Source organism: Sphingomonas sp. T1 (genome assembly GCF_902506585.1).
In the GTDB taxonomy this organism is placed as follows: Bacteria; Pseudomonadota; Alphaproteobacteria; order Sphingomonadales; family Sphingomonadaceae; genus Sphingomonas; species Sphingomonas aerolata.
The window spans coordinates 1,016,189-1,035,736 of record NZ_LR733875.1; the positions used below are offsets into that span (position 1 = coordinate 1,016,189).

Annotated in this window: 18 protein-coding genes; 11 read left to right on the forward strand and 7 right to left on the reverse strand. The window is 65.1% G+C overall.

Annotated features, from left to right (window positions below):
• Positions 1–79 precede the first annotated feature (79 nt).
• The 5 genes from GV027_RS04455 to GV027_RS04475 all read left to right on the forward strand — a co-directional run bounded on the left by GV027_RS04455 (position 80) and on the right by GV027_RS04475 (position 6,687).
• A complete protein-coding gene (locus GV027_RS04455; RefSeq protein WP_031440182.1) occupies positions 80–532 on the forward strand; it encodes a GatB/YqeY domain-containing protein in 453 nt (150 codons plus the stop codon).
• 238 nt (positions 533–770) lie between these two features.
• The gene (gene dnaG, locus GV027_RS04460; RefSeq protein ID WP_159511106.1) at positions 771–2,633 is read left to right on the forward strand and encodes a DNA primase; all 1,863 of its coding nucleotides are present in this window, start codon (positions 771–773) and stop codon (positions 2,631–2,633) included.
• A complete protein-coding gene (gene rpoD / locus GV027_RS04465) occupies positions 2,633–4,660 on the forward strand; it encodes an RNA polymerase sigma factor RpoD (RefSeq protein ID WP_031440180.1) in 2,028 nt (675 codons plus the stop codon). The genes dnaG and rpoD overlap by 1 nt, the downstream gene beginning before the upstream one ends.
• A 540-nt stretch (positions 4,661–5,200) precedes the next feature.
• Complete coding sequence (locus tag GV027_RS04470; RefSeq protein ID WP_159511107.1) at positions 5,201–5,935, forward strand: hypothetical protein; 735 nt, start codon at positions 5,201–5,203, stop codon at positions 5,933–5,935.
• Between the two features lie 209 nt (positions 5,936–6,144).
• Positions 6,145–6,687, forward strand: a complete 543-nt coding sequence (locus GV027_RS04475) for a pseudouridine synthase (RefSeq protein WP_159511108.1) — start codon at positions 6,145–6,147, stop codon at positions 6,685–6,687.
• 594 nt (positions 6,688–7,281) lie between these two features.
• Here GV027_RS04475 and rplS read toward each other — a convergent pair.
• Both rplS and trmD read right to left on the reverse strand, forming a co-directional pair.
• Complete coding sequence (gene rplS / locus GV027_RS04480) at positions 7,282–7,674, reverse strand: 50S ribosomal protein L19 (RefSeq protein ID WP_031395442.1); 393 nt, start codon at positions 7,672–7,674, stop codon at positions 7,282–7,284.
• A 2-nt stretch (positions 7,675–7,676) separates the two neighbouring features.
• A complete protein-coding gene (gene trmD / locus GV027_RS04485) occupies positions 7,677–8,402 on the reverse strand; it encodes a tRNA (guanosine(37)-N1)-methyltransferase TrmD (protein ID WP_159512726.1) in 726 nt (241 codons plus the stop codon).
• Between the two features lie 363 nt (positions 8,403–8,765).
• On the opposite strand from trmD, the gene GV027_RS04490 reads away from it, so the two are divergent.
• A complete protein-coding gene (locus GV027_RS04490) occupies positions 8,766–9,671 on the forward strand; it encodes an NAD(P)/FAD-dependent oxidoreductase (RefSeq protein WP_159511109.1) in 906 nt (301 codons plus the stop codon).
• A 36-nt stretch (positions 9,672–9,707) separates the two neighbouring features.
• Here GV027_RS04490 and rimM read toward each other — a convergent pair whose 3' ends face one another.
• From rimM to ffh, 3 genes are all read right to left on the reverse strand, one after another.
• On the reverse strand, positions 9,708–10,250 hold the full coding sequence (rimM, locus tag GV027_RS04495) for a ribosome maturation factor RimM (RefSeq protein ID WP_159512727.1): 543 nt from the start codon (positions 10,248–10,250) through the stop codon (positions 9,708–9,710).
• 234 nt (positions 10,251–10,484) lie between these two features.
• A complete protein-coding gene (gene rpsP, locus GV027_RS04500; protein WP_159511110.1) occupies positions 10,485–10,907 on the reverse strand; it encodes a 30S ribosomal protein S16 in 423 nt (140 codons plus the stop codon).
• A 66-nt stretch (positions 10,908–10,973) separates the two neighbouring features.
• Positions 10,974–12,503, reverse strand: a complete 1,530-nt coding sequence (ffh, locus tag GV027_RS04505) for a signal recognition particle protein (RefSeq protein ID WP_056405683.1) — start codon at positions 12,501–12,503, stop codon at positions 10,974–10,976.
• A 306-nt stretch (positions 12,504–12,809) separates the two neighbouring features.
• Between ffh and GV027_RS04510 the strand changes: the two genes are divergently transcribed.
• From GV027_RS04510 to GV027_RS04525, 4 genes are all read left to right on the forward strand, one after another.
• On the forward strand, positions 12,810–14,435 hold the full coding sequence (locus GV027_RS04510) for a putative bifunctional diguanylate cyclase/phosphodiesterase (RefSeq protein WP_042466603.1): 1,626 nt from the start codon (positions 12,810–12,812) through the stop codon (positions 14,433–14,435).
• A gap of 116 nt (positions 14,436–14,551) precedes the next feature.
• Positions 14,552–15,799, forward strand: a complete 1,248-nt coding sequence (gene mtaB, locus GV027_RS04515) for a tRNA (N(6)-L-threonylcarbamoyladenosine(37)-C(2))-methylthiotransferase MtaB (protein ID WP_159511111.1) — start codon at positions 14,552–14,554, stop codon at positions 15,797–15,799.
• The gene (gene ftsY, locus GV027_RS04520; RefSeq protein WP_031396330.1) at positions 15,796–16,731 is read left to right on the forward strand and encodes a signal recognition particle-docking protein FtsY; all 936 of its coding nucleotides are present in this window, start codon (positions 15,796–15,798) and stop codon (positions 16,729–16,731) included. Before mtaB ends, ftsY begins: the two co-directional genes overlap by 4 nt.
• A 46-nt stretch (positions 16,732–16,777) precedes the next feature.
• Complete coding sequence (locus GV027_RS04525) at positions 16,778–17,389, forward strand: septation protein A (protein ID WP_268893535.1); 612 nt, start codon at positions 16,778–16,780, stop codon at positions 17,387–17,389.
• A 49-nt stretch (positions 17,390–17,438) separates the two neighbouring features.
• On the opposite strand, the gene GV027_RS04530 is transcribed toward GV027_RS04525, so the two are convergent.
• Positions 17,439–18,053: a superoxide dismutase gene (locus GV027_RS04530; protein WP_159511112.1), complete on the reverse strand. Its 615-nt coding sequence runs from the start codon at positions 18,051–18,053 to the stop codon at positions 17,439–17,441.
• 104 nt (positions 18,054–18,157) lie between these two features.
• A complete protein-coding gene (gene pspF / locus GV027_RS04535) occupies positions 18,158–19,219 on the reverse strand; it encodes a phage shock protein operon transcriptional activator (RefSeq protein ID WP_159511113.1) in 1,062 nt (353 codons plus the stop codon).
• Positions 19,220–19,393: 174 nt separating this feature from the next.
• Here pspF and GV027_RS21655 point away from each other — a divergent pair, with 174 nt between their 5' ends.
• Complete coding sequence (locus GV027_RS21655) at positions 19,394–19,528, forward strand: hypothetical protein (RefSeq protein WP_260171278.1); 135 nt, start codon at positions 19,394–19,396, stop codon at positions 19,526–19,528.
• Positions 19,529–19,548 lie beyond the last annotated feature (20 nt).

The following is a 19,548-nucleotide window of genomic DNA, read 5'->3' on the forward strand; positions in this document are numbered from 1 at the left end:
GCCGCAGCGTCAATCTGTTAAACCTTGGCTCGACGCGCTATCGCGTCCGGCTATCCCGAACCGCCTGAAAGACCCGTATATGATTCGCGACGACATCAAGGCCGCGCAGCTCACCGCCATGAAGGCCGGCGACAAGGAGAGCCGCAACGCCATCTCGTTGATCCAGGCCGCAATCAAGAACCGCGACATCGAGGCGCGGACCGGCAAGGCGCCCGAAAGCGACGACGCGCTGGTGATCGAAGTGCTCCAGAAGATGGTGAAGCAGCGCCGCGAGTCGATCGAAATGTTTTCGAACGGCGGCCGCCAGGAACTCGCCGACGCCGAGGCCGCCGAGGTTGCGGTGATCGAACGCTTCCTGCCGGCCCAGATGAACGAGGCGGAAACGACGGCCGCGATCCTCAAGATCAAGGACGAACTCGGCGCGACCGGCATGAAGGACATGGGCCGCGTCATGGCCGAACTGAAGGCGCGCCACGCGAGCGAGCTGGACATGAGCAAGGCGAGTGGCCTGGTGAAGGCGGCGCTGTCCTAAGAAGTTTTTGTTCGCGCGGAGGCGCGGAGGCGCGGAGGTGTTGCGCTCGCCGGGAGCGGGCGAGCACCACTATCGCCGCGCAGCGGCAGGGTAGATCGACATTTGCGCTGACGCGCAGCATTAGCCCCGGACGCACCCCCTCCGCGCCTCCGCGCCTCCGCGCGAACAAACCCTGCTTCTTCTCCTCTTCGGATTGCAGGTATCACTCCAATAGTGATACCGAGCTATACTCGCGCGCATGGCCCTGACCCCGCAATTTCTGGACGAGCTGCGCGGCCGTACGTCGCTGTCGGCGCTGATCGGCAAGACCACCAAGCTCACCAAGGCGGGGCGCGAGCACAAGGGCTGCTGCCCGTTCCATAACGAGAAGACGCCCAGCTTCTACGTCAACGACGACAAGGGCTTCTACCACTGCTTCGGCTGTTCCGCGCATGGCGACGCGATCAAGTGGATGACCGACCAGCGCGGCCTGCCGTTCATGGACGCGGTCAAGGAACTGGCCCAGGCCGCTGGGCTCGACATGCCCGCGATGGACCGCCAGTCCGCCGCCAAGGCCGAACGCGCCAAGGGCCTGCACGAGGTCATGGCCGACGCCGCCGACTGGTTCGTCGAGCAGCTGAACGGCCTCGCGGGCAACGACGCGCGCGCCCTCCTCGACCGCCGCGGCATCACCCCCGAGACCGCCCGCGCGTTCGGCATGGGGTTCGCCCCCGACAGCCGCGGCAAGCTCAAGACCGCACTCAAGACCTACGGCGACCCGATGCTTATCGAATCGGGCATGCTGATCAACGTCGAGGGCAAGGACCCCTATGACCGGTTCCGCGGCCGGCTGATGATCCCGATCCGCGATCCGCGCGGCCGGACGATCGCGTTCGGCGGGCGCGTGCTCGACGGCGGGGAGCCCAAATATCTCAACTCCCCCGACACCCCGCTCTTCGACAAGGGCCGCACGCTCTACAATCTGGACAAGGCCGCCCCCGCCTCGCGGAAATCGGGCCGCGTGCTGGTCGTCGAAGGATACATGGACGTCATCGCGCTCGCCCAGGCAGGCTTTGGCGAAGCGGTCGCCCCGCTCGGCACCGCGCTCACCGAGGCACAGCTCGAACGGCTGTGGCGGATGGTCGACGTCCCCCTCCTCTGCTTCGACGGCGACTCTGCCGGCCAGAAGGCAGCCCTGCGCGCCGCGCACCGCGCGCTCCCCCTGCTCGCGCCCGGCCGCAGCCTCGCCTTCGTCACGCTCCCGCAGGGCCAGGACCCCGACGATCTGGTGCGTGCAGGCGGCCCCGGCGCGTTCGAGGCGCTGCTGAAGGCCCCCGAACCGCTCGTCGACCGCCTCTGGGCGTCCGAAGTCGCCGCGGAGGCGCTCGACACCCCCGAACAGCGCGCCGGCCTCAAGCGCCGCCTCCACGAGCTTGCCGAAGGGATCGCCGACGCGTCGGTGAAGCAGGAATATCAGTCCGAGTTCAAGGACCGCTTCTACAAGCATTTCAAACCCGTCCGCGCGCCCTTCGTCCCCCGCGGCGAACGCCCCAAGGGCGGGTGGAAGCCCCCCTCCGCGCCGGTCACCGAAGACGCAAAGGCCTTCCTCGCCACCGGAATCGACCGCGTGCTGGCGAAGGCGGTGCTCGCCGGGCTGATCCGCCATCCGGTCGAGATCGCCCGTCACATGGAGGTGCTGGGGCCGCTGCAACTCATCGACGGCGCGCTCGGCCGGCTGTTCGAGGCGGTCGTGGATGTTGCACTTGAGGACCAGAAGCTTGATAGCGGCCGCTTGCTCACCATATTGGCGAGGTCCGGTTTCAATTCAGTCGCGAGTGACCTGTTGCGAGCCGATACGATGCCCTACTCGTTCACGCAGACCACGGCCGATCCCGCCCGCGTCCGCGCCGACCTAGACGAGGCGATCGCGATCATGGTCGCGCGTCCCGAGGTCGATGCGGCGCTCAAACAGGCGACCGCGGCGATGCAGACGCACTTCACCGAAGATGCGTTCGAACGACAAGTGGCAATGGTAAGAGAGAAACAGGCGTTGGAAGTCCGACTTGCAAATCTTGTACAGTCGAACGAAGACGCCCGAGCGTTGGGTACCGAGGGCGATTGATGGCTAAGGCGAACATGGCGGAACCCGCCGAGACGAACGACACCGGCGATGCGCCACTGATCGACATGAACGATGCGTCGATCAAGAAGGTCATCGCGCGCGCCAAGAAGCGTGGCTACATCACCTATGATCAGCTCAACGAGGCCTTGCCGCAGGGCGAGATGTCGTCCGACCAGATCGAGGACATCAGCGCCGCGCTGAGCGAGATGGGCATCAACATCGTCGACAACGACGAAGCCGGCGAGGAAGGCGAGGCCGAGCCCGCCAAGGACGACGACGACGAGCCCGAGGCCGCCGACGCCGAAGCCGACACAGGCCCCGCGATCGAGAAGAAGAAGGAGACCGTCGATCGCACCGACGATCCGGTCCGCATGTATCTTCGCGAGATGGGCGCGGTCGAGCTGCTCAGCCGCGAGGGCGAGATCGCCATCGCCAAGCGGATCGAGGCGGGTCGCGACACGATGATCCTGGGCCTGTGCGAATCGCCGATCACCTTCAACGCGATCATCGACTGGTCGACCGCGCTCAACGAGGGCACGATGCAGCTGCGCGAGATCATGGATCTCGACGCGATGCTCTCGAAGGACCCCGCGCCCGAGGCGATGGCCGAGGACGGCGAGGCCGACGACGGCGAGATCAGCGAGAAGAACGCCGGCCCCTCGTTCAAGGAAGAGGCCGAGCCCGAAGAGCCGTCCGCCGACGAGGACGAGGATGGCGAGCGCCGCGCCCCGCGCGCGTCCGACGACGAGGAGGAGGACAACACCCTCAGCCTCGCGCAGATGGAAGAGCAGCTCAAGCCGATCGCGCTCGAGCGCTTCGCCAACATCACCGCGCTCTACAAGAAGTTCAGCAAGATCCAGCAGAGCCGCGTCGACGCGATGGGCATCGGCGGCGATTTCTCCGCGGCCGACGAGCGCAAGTACCAGAAGCTGCGCGAGGAGTTGACGGCCGAGGTCGAGAGCGTCCAGTTCCACAACGCCAAGATCGAATATCTCGTCGATCAGCTCTATGCCTATAACCGTCGCCTGACCGCGCTGGGCGGCCAGATGCTGCGCCTCGCCGAACGCCACAAGGTGCCGCGCAAGGACTTCCTCGATCGCTATATCGGTCACGAGATCGACGAGAACTGGCTGGCGACGGTCAACAAGGTCGACAAGAAGTGGACCGCGTTCGTCGCCAACGAGAGCGAGGCGGTCGAGCGCATCCGCGCCGAGATCGCCGACATCACGCAGCAGACCGGCATGGCGCTCACCGAGTTCCGCCGGATCGTCAACATGGTCCAGAAGGGCGAGCGCGAGGCGCGTATCGCAAAGAAGGAGATGGTCGAGGCAAACCTGCGTCTCGTGATCTCGATCGCCAAGAAGTACACGAACCGCGGTCTTCAGTTCCTGGATCTCATCCAGGAGGGCAATATCGGCCTGATGAAGGCGGTCGACAAGTTCGAGTATCGCCGCGGCTACAAGTTCAGCACCTATGCGACCTGGTGGATCCGCCAGGCGATCACCCGCTCGATCGCCGACCAGGCCCGCACGATCCGCATCCCGGTCCACATGATCGAGACGATCAACAAGCTGGTCCGCACCAGCCGCCAGTTCCTCCACGAGCAGGGCCGCGAGCCCACGCCCGAGGAGATGGCCGAGCGCCTCTCCATGCCGCTCGAGAAGGTCCGCAAGGTGATGAAGATCGCCAAGGAGCCGATCAGCCTCGAAACGCCGATCGGCGACGAGGAGGATTCGCATCTCGGCGACTTCATCGAGGACAAGAACGCGATCATCCCCGTCGATGCCGCGATCCAGGCCAACCTCAAGGAAACCGTCACGCGCGTGCTGGCGAGCCTCACCCCGCGTGAGGAACGCGTGCTGCGCATGCGCTTCGGCATCGGCATGAACACCGATCACACGTTGGAAGAGGTCGGCCAGCAGTTCAGCGTCACCCGCGAGCGCATCCGCCAGATCGAGGCGAAGGCGCTGCGCAAGCTGAAGCATCCGAGCCGCAGCCGGAAAATGCGGAGCTTCCTCGACCAGTAAGGGTTGGGGAATTTCTGATCGAACGAACGGGCCGCGGTGGAAACACCGCGGCCTTTTTCGTTTTCGTACCGGCGTCAATGCGAGAAAGCACTGGCCCCCATATCCCCCGAACAACGACGAGCCGGCGTTCGCAAGACACCATGCCCTCCCCTGTTCTCCCGCGAAGGCGGGAGCCCAGTCTGGATCCCCGCCTTCGCGGGGAAACACGTCTTATGTGTCGGAAAGGGATAGCTGCCGAGAGCATCCGCAATAGCTTGCGTGAGCTTAACGCCACCCTCAGCCCGCCGGCGCTTCATGCAGCGTCGCTAGGCCATTCTGGACAGTGCAAGAAGCGGATCGTTTGGCGACTGCGACACGTCATGCGGGGATGGAGAACCACGCGCGATAATGCAGGTCGCGCTAGGCGTGTCATAATCGCCAGAGAGGCTAACCGGGTATACGGGGTAAACCGCGCTCACTCTTGTTAGAATTGCCCCCTCGCAAATCTCTAGCAATTTTTGGGCCTAGGGCGCTAGCATGTTCGGACTTGGAGATGCCGCAATGACCGACCCGACGATGGAAGAGGTTGCTCTGTATAATGATGTGACCGCCTTGGGAAAGGATTTATGGGATATATCCAAGGAGATTGAGGGTCTTACCAATGATCCCAAGATGTTATCTATAATGCTATTTAGACGGCTATGGAGCAATCATCAGGGCTATACATTGCTTTGGAAGAGTGAAATGAATTTAGAAGCCTCAATCGTTCTGCGGTCTGCGGTTGAGGCGGCTATATGCATTGCTGCCAATAAAAGTCTGGGAGCGGAATTTGTGATTCTAATGCTTCAAGATACAGCGTCTACTATAGAGGGACAAATCAGTGTCCAAGATAGCCATTTCGGCGGCAAGTCAGTAAAAGAGGCCAAGGAGGTATTGCAGATCATAAAGGCCAAAATGCCCGCCAATACCGTGTCTAAAAGGCTAAACTGGCCTAATCTGGCAAAGAAGGGTGGCGTTGACATTTTATACGGATTTCACAGAATGTTATCCGCGGGATCGTCTCACGTCACTGGAATCTCGATTTTACGAGGCGTGACCAGCGTTGGTTTAAAAACAGACATGATTGCGGTGGAAGCGTTAGAGCGTCGAATACATTTTATGCAGCTGGCGTGGACGACCCTTTTAGGGGTGCAGTTACACGCTGAAATGATCGGGGCCGATGCCGTTGCACAGCGTGCCCGCGAGGCTGGTGCGCGTATGGCTATTGCCTCCTCATCATGGGCTACTGTTTGTTAAATTGCCGCATCATCGTATAAAATAACTCGGCTCCTATTGCCTGGAGTTAGTACAAAGGGCTAATACAACGGTCCCGACGCCGAAATAAAAAGCCTTTGCTTATCAGTAGTTAGCGGGTTTGCCGGGGCTTCCCCTGGGCTCCACCGATACAGCCTTGCGAAGCGACAACTGCGGTCGAAACCAACTCGGAATCCCGCTAAAGCCCCGCCATGCCCCGCCTGATCCTCTTCAACAAACCCTACGACGTCCTCAGCCAGTTCACCGACGAGAAGTCGCCGACGCCGCGCGCGACGCTGTCGCAGTTCGTCGAGGTGCCCGGCGTCTATCCGGCGGGGCGGCTGGATCGGGACAGCGAGGGGCTGTTGCTGCTGACCGACGACGGCCGCCTCCAGGCGCGGATCGCGGATCCGAAGTTCAAGCTGGCCAAGACCTATCTCGTGCAGGTCGAGGGCGAGGCGGGCGAGGCCGCGCTCGATGCCTTGCGCGACGGCGTCGTGCTGAAGGACGGCCCCACCCGCCCCGCCGAGGTCGCACGGATCGCCGCACCCGACCTCTGGCCGCGCGTGCCGCCGATCCGCGTCCGCGCGAGCATCCCCGATTGCTGGCTGAGGATCACGATCCGCGAAGGCCGCAACCGCCAGGTCCGCCGGATGACCGCGGCGATCGGCCACCCGACGCTCCGGCTGGTCCGCTGGAGCATCGGCGACTGGACCCTGGCGGATCTCGCCCCCGGCCGCTGGCGCGACGCCTGACCCGGCCCCGCGCCGCCCGCCTCAACACCGCGGCCCTCGAACCACACAGGCCACCACCCCACCCACACCGTCAACCTGACGAACGTCAGAACACAGGGCCACAAGCGCCGCCGCCCCTCCCACGCCGTCATCCTGACGAACGTCAGGATCCAGGGTCACAAGGGCTGCCGCCCCTCCCACGCCGTCATCCTGACGAACGTCAGGACCCAGGGCCACAAGCGCCGCCGCCCCTCCCACGCCGTCATCCTGACGAAAGTCAGGATCCAGAGTCACGAGGGCGGCCCTCCATGGCGCTCGTCACCGCCCGGCCCGCTGTAAGGAACGCTGCTGGCCAAAATGCCACAAAAAGCGCAGCCTGCCCGCATGGCCTGGTCTGATCCAGCCTCGACTCGCACCCCCGCCTCAGCGGTCGCCGGGTCATGCCCGACAGGGGGTCGTCACCCCCGCGCGAAAAAACGCGCTATCGTCTCAACATTCGCAACATTCGCGGCCCCCGCCCCTGGCCCGACCCCTGCCGGACGCCGGACGCCGCGCACGAAAAAGGGCGCGGGGACCTTCGCCCCCGCGCCCTCGATCGCGTCTCGCAGGATCCGATTACTCGGCGGCTGCGGTGCCCTTGGCGGGGCGCATGTCGCGACGCTCGGCGATACGCGCTGCCTTGCCGGTACGGCCACGCAGGTAATACAGCTTGGCGCGACGCACGGCGCCCTTGCGGACGACTTCGATCGAATCGACGTTCGGCGAGTAGAGCGGGAAGACGCGCTCGACGCCCTCGCCGAAGCTCATCTTGCGCACGGTGAAGTTGCTGCCCATGCCCTTGTTCGAGCGCGCGATGCACACGCCCTCATAGTTCTGAATACGGGTGCGCTCGCCTTCGACGACCTTCACGCCGACCTTCAGCGTATCGCCGGGGCGGAAATCGGGGATCGTCTTGTTGGCCAGGAACTTCGCGATGTTCTCGGCTTCGATCGTCTGCAACAGGTTCATAGTCAGTCCTCGTGTCGCCGCGCGCCAGAGGGCGACTGGACCCGAGCGCCCTCATGGCGCTCCCAAAGGTCCGGTCGCCGTGACCGTGTATCAATCTCCGCGCGGCGTTTGCGCCATGCGTCGATCTTCGCATGATCCCCCGATCGCAGCACCTGCGGGATCGCGCGCCCTTCCCATATCTGAGGTCGGGTATAATGCGGATATTCGAGAAGCCCCGTTTCGAAGCTCTCGTCATCCCCACTAGAAGCCGCGCCCATTACGCCGGGCAGCAGCCGAATGCAAGCATCGAGCAGCACCAGCGCCCCCATCTCGCCCCCCGACAGGATATAGTCGCCGATCGACACCTCCTCGATATCGCGCGCCTCGAACAGGCGCTCGTCGAACCCCTCGAACCGCCCGCACAGCACGGTGACGCCCGGGCCCCTGGCGAGCTCACGGACGCGCTCCTGCGTCAGCGGCCTGCCGCGCGGCGTCATCGCCAGCACCGGCCGCCCGTCCGCGACGCTGTCGATCGCCGCGGCGACCACGTCCGCACGCAGCACCATCCCCGCCCCGCCGCCCGCCGGCGTATCGTCGACCGAGCGATGCCTGTCGGTCGCGAAGTCGCGCAGCTGGACGGGCTCGCATGACCACCGCCCCTCCCCCAGCGCCCGCCCGGCCAGCGACGTGCCGAGCGGCCCGGGGAACATCTCGGGGTACAGCGTCACGATCGTCGCCGCCCAGGGCAGCTCGCCCGCCGCCAGCCGTGCCAGCCGCGCCTCCTCCTGCGCCGCGGCGAGGATTTGGGGGACGACGTCGGCTGGAAACTCACACCCCCGCGCCTTCAGCCATTTCAGGCGTGCAAGGAACGCGTCGGCGCTGTCCTCGACATATTCCGCCTCCACCCCGCACCGTTCGATCGCAGGCTCGGCGACCTGCGCGACATACCGGCGCACCCCGTCCGCGGTGTGCGACGCATAGGCGTGGAGATCGCCTTCCGACCAACGACAATAGCTCATGCCGCACGCCGCTATCACTCCCGCGCCCGGCTTGCGATAGCGATCGAGCGTTTCGCCACCGGAACGGATTCGCCGCGCCGCGCTTATAGCGGGATGGACGATTGCATCATCATCGGCGCCGGCCCCGCAGGCCTCACCGCCGCGATCTATCTCGCGCGGTTCCACCTCTCGATCCGGCTGTTCGACTGCGGCAGCAGCCGCGCCGCGCTGATCCCCTGCACGCACAACCACGCCGGCTACCCCGAAGGCATCCGCGGCACCGACCTCCTCGCCCGGATGCTGACGCAGGCCGAGACCTATGGGGCGGTACGCGAGGCCGCGCGGGTCGATGCGATCGAGGTAGACGACGACGGCTTCACCGTCCGCCTCGGCGACCGCCGCGCCCGCGCCCGCAGCGTCCTGTTGGCAACAGGCGTCGTCAACAACCGCCCCGCCATGCCCGACGCGCTCCATGACGAGGCCCTGGAGGCCGGACTGCTCCGCTATTGCCCGATCTGCGACGGCTATGAGGTCACCGACAAGCGTGTCGGCGTGATCGGCACCGGCGACCACGGCATGCGCGAGGCGCTGTTCCTGCGCGGCTACACCGCCGACGTGACGCTGATCGCCCCGGACGGCGGCCATGATCTCGATCCCGCCTGCGAGGCGGCCCTCGACGACGCCGGTATCGTCCGCGTCGGCGGCCCCTGCGGCAACTACGCGATCGAAGACAACCGGTTCGCGCTCGACACGGTCGACGGGCGACTTTCGTTCGACAGCGTCTATCCGGCGTTAGGCTCGGTGATCCGGTCGGAACTCGCGGTCGCCGCCGGTGCCCGCGCGACGGACGAAGGTTGCCTAGAGGTCGACGACCATCAGCGCACCTCGATCCCCGGGCTGTTCGCAGCGGGCGACGTCGTGAAGGGGCTCGACCAGATCAGCCACGCGATGGGCGAGGCCGGGGTGGCCGCGACGACCATCCGCAACATGCTGTCGGAACAGCGCCCTATCCGGCGCTGACTTCGGATGCCTCACCAACAATAAGCCCGGAGGGCATTATTCGGTAGCGAAGGACGCCTCGACCACCAGTCGCTCGGCATCCCACTCTGGAACCGCCTCGACGCGCATCGGCACCATGAACCGCTTTGCCGTCGGCCGTTCGATCTCGATCACGTCGCCCGCACCGAAATTATCAATCGCGACAACGCGCCCGATCGCCTCACCATCGGTAGAGACGACGGAGAGCCCGATCAGGTCGGTGTGGTAATATTCGCCATCCTCGAGCGGCGGCAACGACGATCGCGGCACCGTCAATTCGGTCCCGCGCATCGCTTCTGCAGCGTTCCGATCGGCGACCTCGGCAAAGCGGGCGATCGTGCCGTTGTTGCCAGGGCGCGCGGACTTGAGCGTCAGCGTACCGTCGTTGAAACTCTTATAGCCCGACATGGTCTCGGCAAAGACCTTCAGCCGCACCTCGCCGCCGATGCCGTGCGCGCCGATCACGACGGCGAGCGTGACCTTATCCCTGCGCGGAGCCGGTGTCGGGTCCAGGGGTGTCGTCGGCGCCTTCTGCGGGGTCGTCGGCGGAGACGCCTTCATTGCTGGCATCTTCGATGTCCTCGGGTGCGGGGGCTGTTCTGGGATCTGGATCGGGGGTCATCATGCGCTCCTTGTGGGTGATGGACCGACAAAGAACGCATGAACCGCCATTCGGGTGCGGGCATCGCCCACCCCAAGCCGTCATCCTAGGCTAGACCCAGGATCCAGAGCCGAGGACGCTGCCGTCCCTGGCTCTGGATCCCAGCCCTCGCTGGGATGACGAGGAAGACGATCTTACGAAGCGGCTTCTTCGGTCTCAGCAGGAGCTTCCGCGTCGGCAGCAGGTGCCGCCTTTGCAGCTGCTTCGGCCTCGGCAGCTTCAGCCGCCTTGGTCGCACGCTCTTCAGCGCGCTCGGTGGCCTTCTCGCCGGGCTTGCCCTTGTTCGGGTTGTTGCGTGCCGAACGCTCGAGAACGCCTGCTGCGTCGAGGAAGCGGGCGACGCGGTCCGTTGGCTGTGCGCCGACGCTCAGCCAATGCTTCGCGCGATCGGCGTCGAGCTGCACGCGCTGCTCGTTGTCCTTGGCGAGGAGCGGGTTGTAGTTGCCGATCTTCTCGATGAAGCGGCCGTCACGCGGGCTGCGCGCATCGGCAACGACGATCTTGTAATAAGGACGCTTCTTGGAGCCGCCACGTGCGAGACGAATGTTGATTGCCATGATATTTTCCTTCGTTTTCTAATATTTCGCCCGGCAAACGCCGGGGTAATGGGGTTGAGTAAGAGGTTATTTCTTCTTCAGAAAATCGTCGAAGCCCGCAGGCAGCTGCGGCATCTTGCCGCCCAGGCCCGGCAGGCCACCCCCGGAATTGCCCCCGGGGAGCCCACCTGCGCCGGCCTTGTTGAGCATGTCGCCCATCTGCGGCCCGCCGATCGCGTTACCGATGCCGCCGAGACCGCCGCCCATGCCGCCCTTGCCGAGCATCGCCATCATGCCCTTCATGCCGCCCATCTTCTTGATCTTCTTCATGGCGGTCGACATTTCGAGGTGCATCTTGAGCAGCTTGTTGACCTCCTGCACCGTGGTGCCGGAGCCCTTGGCGATGCGGATCTTGCGCTTGGCGTTGATCAGCTCGGGCTTGGCGCGCTCCTTGATGGTCATCGAACCGATCATCGCATCCATGTGGACGAGAACTTTCTCACCGCCGACCGAAGCGACCGCGCCCTGCGCCTTCTTCATGCCGGGGATCATACCCGCCAGCGCACCGAGCCCGCCCATCCGCTGCATCTGCGCCAGCTGAGCACGCAGGTCGTTCATGTCGAACTGACCCTTGGCCATCTTGGCCGCCATCCGCTCGGCATCTTCGGCCTGGATCGACTCCGCGGCGCGCTCGACGAGGCTGACGACGTCGCCCATGCCAAGGATACGCCCGGCGACCCGCTCGGGATGGAACGCCTCGAGCGCATCGAGCTTCTCGCCGGTACCCGCAAACTTGATCGGCTTGCCGGTAACCGCACGCATCGACAGCGCCGCACCGCCGCGCGCATCGCCGTCCATACGGGTCAGCACGATACCGGTCAGCGGCACCTGGTCGGAGAAGTTCTGCGCGACGTTGACCGCATCCTGACCCGTCAGCGAGTCGACGACGAGAAGGATCTCGGCCGGGTTCGCGACATCGGCGACCGCCTTCATCTCGTCCATCAACGCCTGGTCGACGTGGAGTCGACCCGCGGTGTCGAGCATCAGTACGTCGAAGCCCTGCAGCTTGGCCGCCTGCATCGCGCGCCGTGCGATATCGACCGGCTGCTGGCCGGCGACGATCGGCAAGGTCGCGACCGAAATCTGCGTGCCGAGCGTCGCGAGCTGTTCCTGCGCGTTCGGGCGATTGACGTCGAGCGACGCCATCAGCACCTTCTTGCGATCACGCCCACCCGGCCCTGCCGACAACCGCTTGGCGATCTTGGCGGTGGTGGTCGTCTTACCCGAGCCCTGAAGCCCAACCATCATGATGATCGCGGGCGGCGTGACGCCCAGATCGAGCTCGGACGCATCCGCACCCAGCATCTCGACCAGCGCATCGCTGACGATCTTGACGACCTGCTGCCCCGGCGTGACCGAGCGCAGGACGTTCTGGCCGATCGCCTTCTCGGTCGCCTTCTCGACGAACTCGCGCGCGACGGGCAGCGCGACGTCGGCTTCGAGCAGCGCGACGCGCACCTCGCGCATCGCCGCGCGCACGTCCGCTTCGGTCAGCGCACCCCGGCCGCGAAGGCGGTCGAAGACGCCGCCAAGACGATCGCTCAGGCTTTCGAACATCGAGACACTCCCAATCACCATTACCGGACACATGACGACGCCCAACGCAAAAGCGCCGGCGGGCGAAACCTCGCCGGCCAGCGTGCATCCTTGGATGCTCGTCACATGTGCCCCGTAACGGAACGTGGCGTGCTGCTTACGCGACCCGGGCCGCCGACGCAAGCGACCCGTCCGTCGATGCGCTGCGACGGCGTCCAATGTCAAAGCCCCTCCCCGCCATATTGGACGGATCGACGCTCTTAACCGGTCCTACACTTATGCTATGTCATATGTGTGTCCGCCCCGACCTCACAGGCGATCCAGCCCATGACCGCACCGCCGGCGGCGACCCGTTCGCCCCGCACCATCAACCGGGAATTCGTCACCGGCGCCGTGACCGGGGCTGCAGCGTTGATGCTCGTCGGTACCGGCGGCGCCGTTCTGGTCGGCATCTTTGCCCGTCTGACGGGACGCAGTTCGGGTATCGACCAGGGTCTGGTTGTCGCCGTGCTGCTCAACGTCGCGCTGTTGCTGTTTGGCTGCCTGCGCTATCGCACGCTCACTGCCGAGCTCAACGAGGCGACCGATGCGGGTCATCGCGCCCGCGTTCTGGCACAGCGGGATTCGCTGACCGGATTCCTCAATCGCCGCAGTCTGTCCGAAGATGGCGCGACCCTGTTCGGCAGCGCGAGACGCCGGGGCAAGGTGGTGGCGATGCTCACGATCGACGTCGACTTCTTCAAGAGTGTCAACGACATGCACGGCTATGCCGTCGGCGACCAGGTGCTCGTCCATGTCGCGGAGACGATCGCGGCCATCGCCCCCACATCAAGCCTTCTGGCACGCCTGGGCGCTGACGAGTTCGCCTGCGCCTTCGTCTTCGATCCGGCGCATCAAGGGGTGGCAGATCGGATCGCGGAGCGTCTCGTCACCGGCTTCGCGCGGCCCTTCCGTGCGAACGGCGTCGACATCCACGCCACCGTGTCGATCGGCGTCGCCCGCTCGGACGCAGACTGTGCCTCGATCGACGCGCTGCTGCGCAATGCGGACATCGCCCTCCACGCGGCCAAGACGGCGGGCCGCAATCGCCACGTCTGGTTCAACACCGCGATGGAGCAGTCGCTGCAGGTGCGCGGAGAACTCGAATCCGGGCTCCGCCTTGCGGTCGCCGCGCAGGACATCATCCCCTATTTCGAGCAGCAGGTGGACCTCGCCACGGGGCTTACCACCGGGTTCGAGGTTCTGGCGCGCTGGGACCATCCGACGCGCGGGATGATCCCCCCGGACGTCTTCATCCCGATCGCCGAGGAGATCGGCGTCATCGGCGACCTGTCGCTGTCGCTCATGCGCCAAGCCTGTACTGCGGCACGCGACTGGGATTCGGCGCTGACGCTGTCGATCAACATTTCCCCGGTCCAGCTGCGTGACGCGTGGCTGGCGCAAAAGATCATCAAGACGCTGGTCGAGACGGGCTTTCCCGCCAGCCGGCTCGAGATCGAGGTCACCGAAAGCGCGCTGTTTGACAATCTGGCGCTTGCCCAGTCGATCGTCGGCAGCCTGAAGAATCAGGGCATCCGGCTGGCGCTCGACGATTTCGGCACCGGCTTTTCGAGTCTTGCACATCTGCGCGCGCTCCCGTTCGACCGCATCAAGATCGACCACAGCTTCGTCGCGTCGATCCTCGACAATGCGGAGAGTATGGCGATCGTCAACACGATCGTCCGGCTTGGCGACAGCCTGAACCTGCCGGTCACCGCCGAGGGCATCGAGGACGCCGCGGTCGAGGAGCGGCTACGCGCGCTCGGCTGCGCCAAGGGACAGGGCTATCTCTACGGTCGCCCCATGAACGCCGCGCAACTGCGCCGGCTGCTCGCCGAACAGCGCCTGCTCGCACACCAGCCCGATGGCGACTTCCCGCCGGTCCGCGGCATAGCGCCACGACTCGCAGGCTGACCGCGGCCCCGCCGCACTCTGACCACGGACGTGCTGACTGCCGAGCCGCCACCCTTACTCCAGCCCGGCGCTGCAAGCCGTGGACTTTGCCCCCCGCCCCTCCTAGATCGCGCAACATGCCGTCTGCCCCGCTGCCAGAGGTCGTCAGCCTCGGCTGCCGTCTCAACATCGCCGAAAGCGAGACCATCCGCGCGCTCGTCGCCGGGCGGGACATGGTCGTGGTCAACAGCTGTGCCGTCACCAACGCGGCAGTGAAGGCGACGCGGGTTGCGATCCGCCGGGCCCGGCGGGATCGCCCGGATGCGCAGATTGTCGTCACCGGATGCGCAGCCCAGATCGACCCGGGTGCCTTTGCCGCGATGCCCGAGGTCGATCGCGTGATCGGCAATGCCGACAAGCTCTCCGCCGCAGCCTGGGACATGCCCGCCCCGGTGGTCGTCAGCGACATCATGCAGGTTCGCGAAACCGCGCCGCATCTGGCCGCGAGCTTTTCGACGCATGCCCGCGCCTTTGTCGAGGTCCAGAATGGCTGCGACCATCGCTGCACCTTCTGCGCGATTCCCTTCGGACGCGGACCAAGCCGCTCCGTACCCGCGGGCGCGGTCGTCGACCGCGTCGCCGGGCTGGTCGATGCGGGACACCGCGAGATTGTGCTGACGGGCGTTGACCTGACCAGCTATGGCCCCGACCTTCCCGGCGCCCCCACGCTCGGGCTGCTGGTCGAGCGCATTCTGCACGCCGTGCCGCGGCTCGAGCGGCTCCGCCTGTCTTCGCTCGACGGCATCGAGATCGACGACAGGCTCTTCGCGCTGCTCACGACCGAGCCCCGGATCATGCCGCATGTCCACCTCTCGCTCCAGGCGGGCGACGACATGGTGTTGAAGCGGATGAAGCGACGTCATTCGCGCGCCGAGAGCGTGGCGCTCGTCCAGCGGCTCAAGACTGCCCGTCCCGACATCGCGATCGGCGCGGACCTGATCGCCGGGTTTCCGACCGAGGACGAGGCGATGTTCCAGAACACGCATGCGCTGATCGCCGACTGCGACATCGTCCATTCGCACATCTTCCCCTATTCGCCGCGCGCCGGTACGCCCGCTGCCCGGATGCCGCAGGTCGAGCCCGAGATCCGCCGCCGGCGTGGCGCGATCCTTCGCGAGACGGGCCAGGCCGTTCGCGCGGCATGGTTGCAGACGCTGGTCGGGACGACGCAGCACCTGCTGGTCGAACGTCCGGGCGACCGCGGCCATGTCGGAAATTTCGCGGAAGTCCTGCTGGACGCGCCTGCGGCACCAGGCGACATCCTTCGAATCACGATCACCGGCGTTCTGGGCGAGCGCCTGAGCGCAACACGGGAATCCCTATGAGCACCACCCCAAGCTGGCACGACAAACTCATCGGCGGCTTCAAGCGTACCTCTGACCGTCTCGTCGGCAATCTTGCGGGCCTTAGCGGCGCGCGGCTCGACGATGCGACGCTCGACGAGATCGAGGAGGCGCTGATTGCATCGGACCTCGGTCCCGAAACCGCCGGCCGCATCCGCCATCGTCTTGCCGAGGGCAGTTTCGAGCGCAACATGGAAGAGCTCGGCATCCGCGTCATCGTCGCGGAAGAGGTCGAAAAGGTCCTCGCCAAGGTCGCCAAGCCGCTCGAGATCGACGCCTTCCCACGCCCGCAGGTTATCCTGGTGATTGGCGTCAACGGGTCGGGCAAGACCACCACCATCGCCAAGCTCGCGCATCTGCTGATGGAACAGGATTACGGCGTCATGCTGGCGGCGGGCGACACGTTCCGCGCCGCTGCGATCGGTCAGTTGCGCACCTGGGCCGAACGTGTCGGCGTGCCGATCGTCACCGGACCGGAGGGCGGCGACGCAGCGGGCGTCGTCTGGGATGCGGTGAAGAAGGCGACCGAAACGGGGATCGACGTGCTGATCGTCGACACCGCCGGCCGCCTGCAGAACAAGCGCGAACTGATGGACGAGCTCGCCAAGATCCGTCGCGTGCTCGGCCGTATCAATCCCGAGAGCCCGCACGACATCGTCCTCGTCCTCGATGCAACGACCGGGCAGAATGCGCTCCAGCAGATCGAGGTCTTCAAGGAAGTGGCGGGCGTGACCGGGGTCGTGATGACCAAGCTCGACGGCACCGCGCGCGGCGGCGTGCTGGTCGCAGCGGCGGAGAAATACGGCCTGCCGATCCACGCGATCGGTATCGGCGAAGGCATGACGGACCTGCGCCCGTTCGACGCAAACGAGGTCAGCCGGATCATCGCGGGCGTCGAAAGCGTCCGAAAATAACACGCCGCCCCGCTCTCCGGTCTTACCGCAATTCCTGGATACAATAGTGACCAAGCCCCCCCTGTCCCCCGGCCTGCGCATGGCGATCGATTATGGTCCGCTCGCGATCTTCTTCGCAGTGAACTTCCTCACCCCCGGCGCACCGATCGCACGAGTCGTCACCGCGACGACCGCGTTCATCGTCGCGACGATCGTTGCGATGATCGTCTCGAAGGTAAAGGCGGGACATATCTCGCCGATGCTGTGGATGTCGGGTGCGCTGATCGTCGTATTCGGTGGCCTGACGATCTATTTCCATGACCAGCGCTTTATCCAGATGAAGCCCACAATCATCTACGCGATGTTTGCCGCCATCCTGACCTTCGGGCTGGTGACCCGGCGCCCGCTGCTTCAGGCGCTGCTGGGCACCGCTTATCCAGGACTGACGGCCGAGGGCTGGCGCAAGCTCACGCGAAACTGGACCGTGTTCTTCGTGTTCATGGCGGTGTTGAACGAAATCGTCTGGCGCAACACCACGTGGGATTTCTGGGTCGGCTTCAAGCTCTGGGGCGCGATCCCGATGACGTTGATCTTCGCCTTTGCCAACATTCCAATGCTGCTCAAGCATGGATTGCAAACGGGCGACAAGGCCGTAACCGACCTGCCGCCCGAAGGGTAATCCTTTTCCGTCATCCCGGCCAACCCGGGATGACGGTAACGGGATCGGCTCAGCCAGCGACCTTCGCGTAGCGCTCGCCGACCACATCCCAGTTCACAATATCCCACCACGCCTTCAGATAGCCCGGACGATCATTCTTGTACGTCAGGTAATAGGCGTGCTCCCAGACGTCGTTGCCGAGCAGCGGCGTACCGGGCTCCTTGGCATCGTCCATCAACGGGTTGTCCTGATTCGGCGTGCTCGTGACCTTAAGCTTGCCGCTGTCATCGGCGATCAGCCATGCCCAGCCCGACCCGAACTGCCCTGCACCCTTAGTGTTGAACTCTTCCTTGAGCTTGTCGAGGCTGCCGAAATCGCGATCGATTGCCTCGGCGAGCTTGCCCGACGGCGCCTGGCCCGTCTTGGCTGCCATCGTCTTCCAAAAGAAGTCGTGGTTCCAGAAACCGCCGCCATTGTTGCGCACGAGCGGCGGCTGCGACGAGATCATGCCGAGAATGTCCTCGATCGACTTGCCCGCAAGCGCGGAGTCCTTCTCAACGCCCTCGTTCAGCTTAGCCGTGTATGCCGCATGATGCTTGTCGTGATGAAACTTCATCGTTTCCTGATCGATCACGGGCTCGAGCGCGTCATAGGCATAAGGCAGCGGGGGAAGTTCGAAAGCCATCAGGAGTCTCCTCAAAGACAATGGGTGAATGGGGTCGGACGTCAAACGCCCGCGGCCCCCAAATGGTCCCCGGACGGTCGTTACACAAGCGGATCGGACCTCGATCAGGCGCCGGCGTGCAACAGCTCGTGCCGCTTCAGGGCATGTCGCAGCTGATCATAGCTGAGACCGAGCGCCTCGGCGGTGGCGCGCTGGTTGAAGCGATGCTCGGCCAGCGCGCGCGACAGCAGGTCGCGCTCGAACCGGGACACGCGCGACTTGAAATCCGACGGCCCGTCCTCGCATGCGACGACTGGATCGTCGGCGTCATCCTCTGTCGCGCTACCAGTCGCGCCGGCAGACGGCGATGCTGGGGCTGGTGGCAGGACCGGCTTGCGGTCCGCGGCGCCCGGCCTGTGCGGCGACTGGAATGGATCGATCTCGATCGCATCGATCGGCCCCTCATGCTCCCAGCGATAGACCGCGCGTTCGACGACGTTGCGCAGCTCGCGGACATTGCCCGGCCAGTCATAGTCCGCGAGAGCAGCGCGTGCGGAAGGTCCGAACCCCTCCCACCGCTCGCGACCGAGCTCGGACGCCATTCGTCGACCGAAATGGTCCGCCAGCACCATCACGTCGCCGGCGCGCGCACGCAGCGGGGGCAGCGTGACGACCTCGAATGACAACCGATCGAGAAGATCGGCGCGAAATTCATGCCGCATCACCTTGTCGGGCAGATGCTCGTTCGTCGCAGCCACGATCCGGACGTCAACGCGCAGCGGCCGCGATGAGCCGATCCGGGTGATCTCGCCATATTCGACGGCACGCAGCAATCGGTCCTGCGCCGCCATCGACAGCGTACCCAGCTCGTCAAGGAACAGGGTTCCACCATCTGCCTCCTCGAACCGCCCGACCCGTGCCTTGGTCGCGCCGGTGAACGCACCGGCCTCATGCCCGAACAATTCGGCCTCGATCAGCGTCTCGGGCAGCGCGGCGCAGTTCATGATCACGAGTGGCTGGTCCCAGCGCGGGCTCAGCCGGTGTAGTCGCTCGGCGACCAGTTCCTTGCCCGTACCGCGTTCCCCAATCACGAGCACCGGTCGGTCGAGCGCCGCCGCGCGCGACGCACGTTCGAGCGCTCCCATGAACGCGCCGGACTGGCCGATGACCTGCGTTGTTCTCTCCATTGCCAAAGTGTGGCGGAAATTCCCAACGCATAGCAAGGAACAATCTGCCCGCTCGACGCTCTGCCGGCACAACCGCATGATTTCCGGGCTTTTCTAAAACTGGCACGACTGATGCAAAGCTTTGGACAACCCGCCCAAAGGCGGAACTTACCATCGCCTCAAAGGGGACACATCATGATCAAGACCGACATCGTCCGCACCGTCGCCACGCTCGCCTGCACCTTCGTCGTCAGCGCCACCTTCATTCTTGCGGCGGTGGCGCCCGCACATCAGGCGCCCGCTACGCGACACACCGCAATCGTGGCATAAGGTTCGTCCGCCGCACGAAG

Coding starts and splice junctions, on each gene's coding strand:
- rpsP (WP_159511110.1), bottom strand. CDS start 10,907: ATGGCAATCAACATTCGTCTCGCACGTGGCGGCTCCAAGAAGCGTCCT.
- pspF (WP_159511113.1), bottom strand. CDS start 19,219: ATGGAGAGAACAACGCAGGTCATCGGCCAGTCCGGCGCGTTCATGGGA.
- GV027_RS04455 (WP_031440182.1), top strand. CDS start 80: ATGATTCGCGACGACATCAAGGCCGCGCAGCTCACCGCCATGAAGGCC.
- ftsY (WP_031396330.1), top strand. CDS start 15,796: ATGAGCACCACCCCAAGCTGGCACGACAAACTCATCGGCGGCTTCAAG.
- mtaB (WP_159511111.1), top strand. CDS start 14,552: ATGCCGTCTGCCCCGCTGCCAGAGGTCGTCAGCCTCGGCTGCCGTCTC.
- GV027_RS04490 (WP_159511109.1), top strand. CDS start 8,766: ATGGACGATTGCATCATCATCGGCGCCGGCCCCGCAGGCCTCACCGCC.
- GV027_RS04510 (WP_042466603.1), top strand. CDS start 12,810: ATGACCGCACCGCCGGCGGCGACCCGTTCGCCCCGCACCATCAACCGG.
- rimM (WP_159512727.1), bottom strand. CDS start 10,250: ATGAAGGCGTCTCCGCCGACGACCCCGCAGAAGGCGCCGACGACACCC.
- rplS (WP_031395442.1), bottom strand. CDS start 7,674: ATGAACCTGTTGCAGACGATCGAAGCCGAGAACATCGCGAAGTTCCTG.
- dnaG (WP_159511106.1), top strand. CDS start 771: ATGGCCCTGACCCCGCAATTTCTGGACGAGCTGCGCGGCCGTACGTCG.
- GV027_RS04530 (WP_159511112.1), bottom strand. CDS start 18,053: ATGGCTTTCGAACTTCCCCCGCTGCCTTATGCCTATGACGCGCTCGAG.
- ffh (WP_056405683.1), bottom strand. CDS start 12,503: ATGTTCGAAAGCCTGAGCGATCGTCTTGGCGGCGTCTTCGACCGCCTT.
- GV027_RS04475 (WP_159511108.1), top strand. CDS start 6,145: ATGCCCCGCCTGATCCTCTTCAACAAACCCTACGACGTCCTCAGCCAG.
- GV027_RS04470 (WP_159511107.1), top strand. CDS start 5,201: ATGACCGACCCGACGATGGAAGAGGTTGCTCTGTATAATGATGTGACC.
- rpoD (WP_031440180.1), top strand. CDS start 2,633: ATGGCTAAGGCGAACATGGCGGAACCCGCCGAGACGAACGACACCGGC.
- GV027_RS21655 (WP_260171278.1), top strand. CDS start 19,394: ATGATCAAGACCGACATCGTCCGCACCGTCGCCACGCTCGCCTGCACC.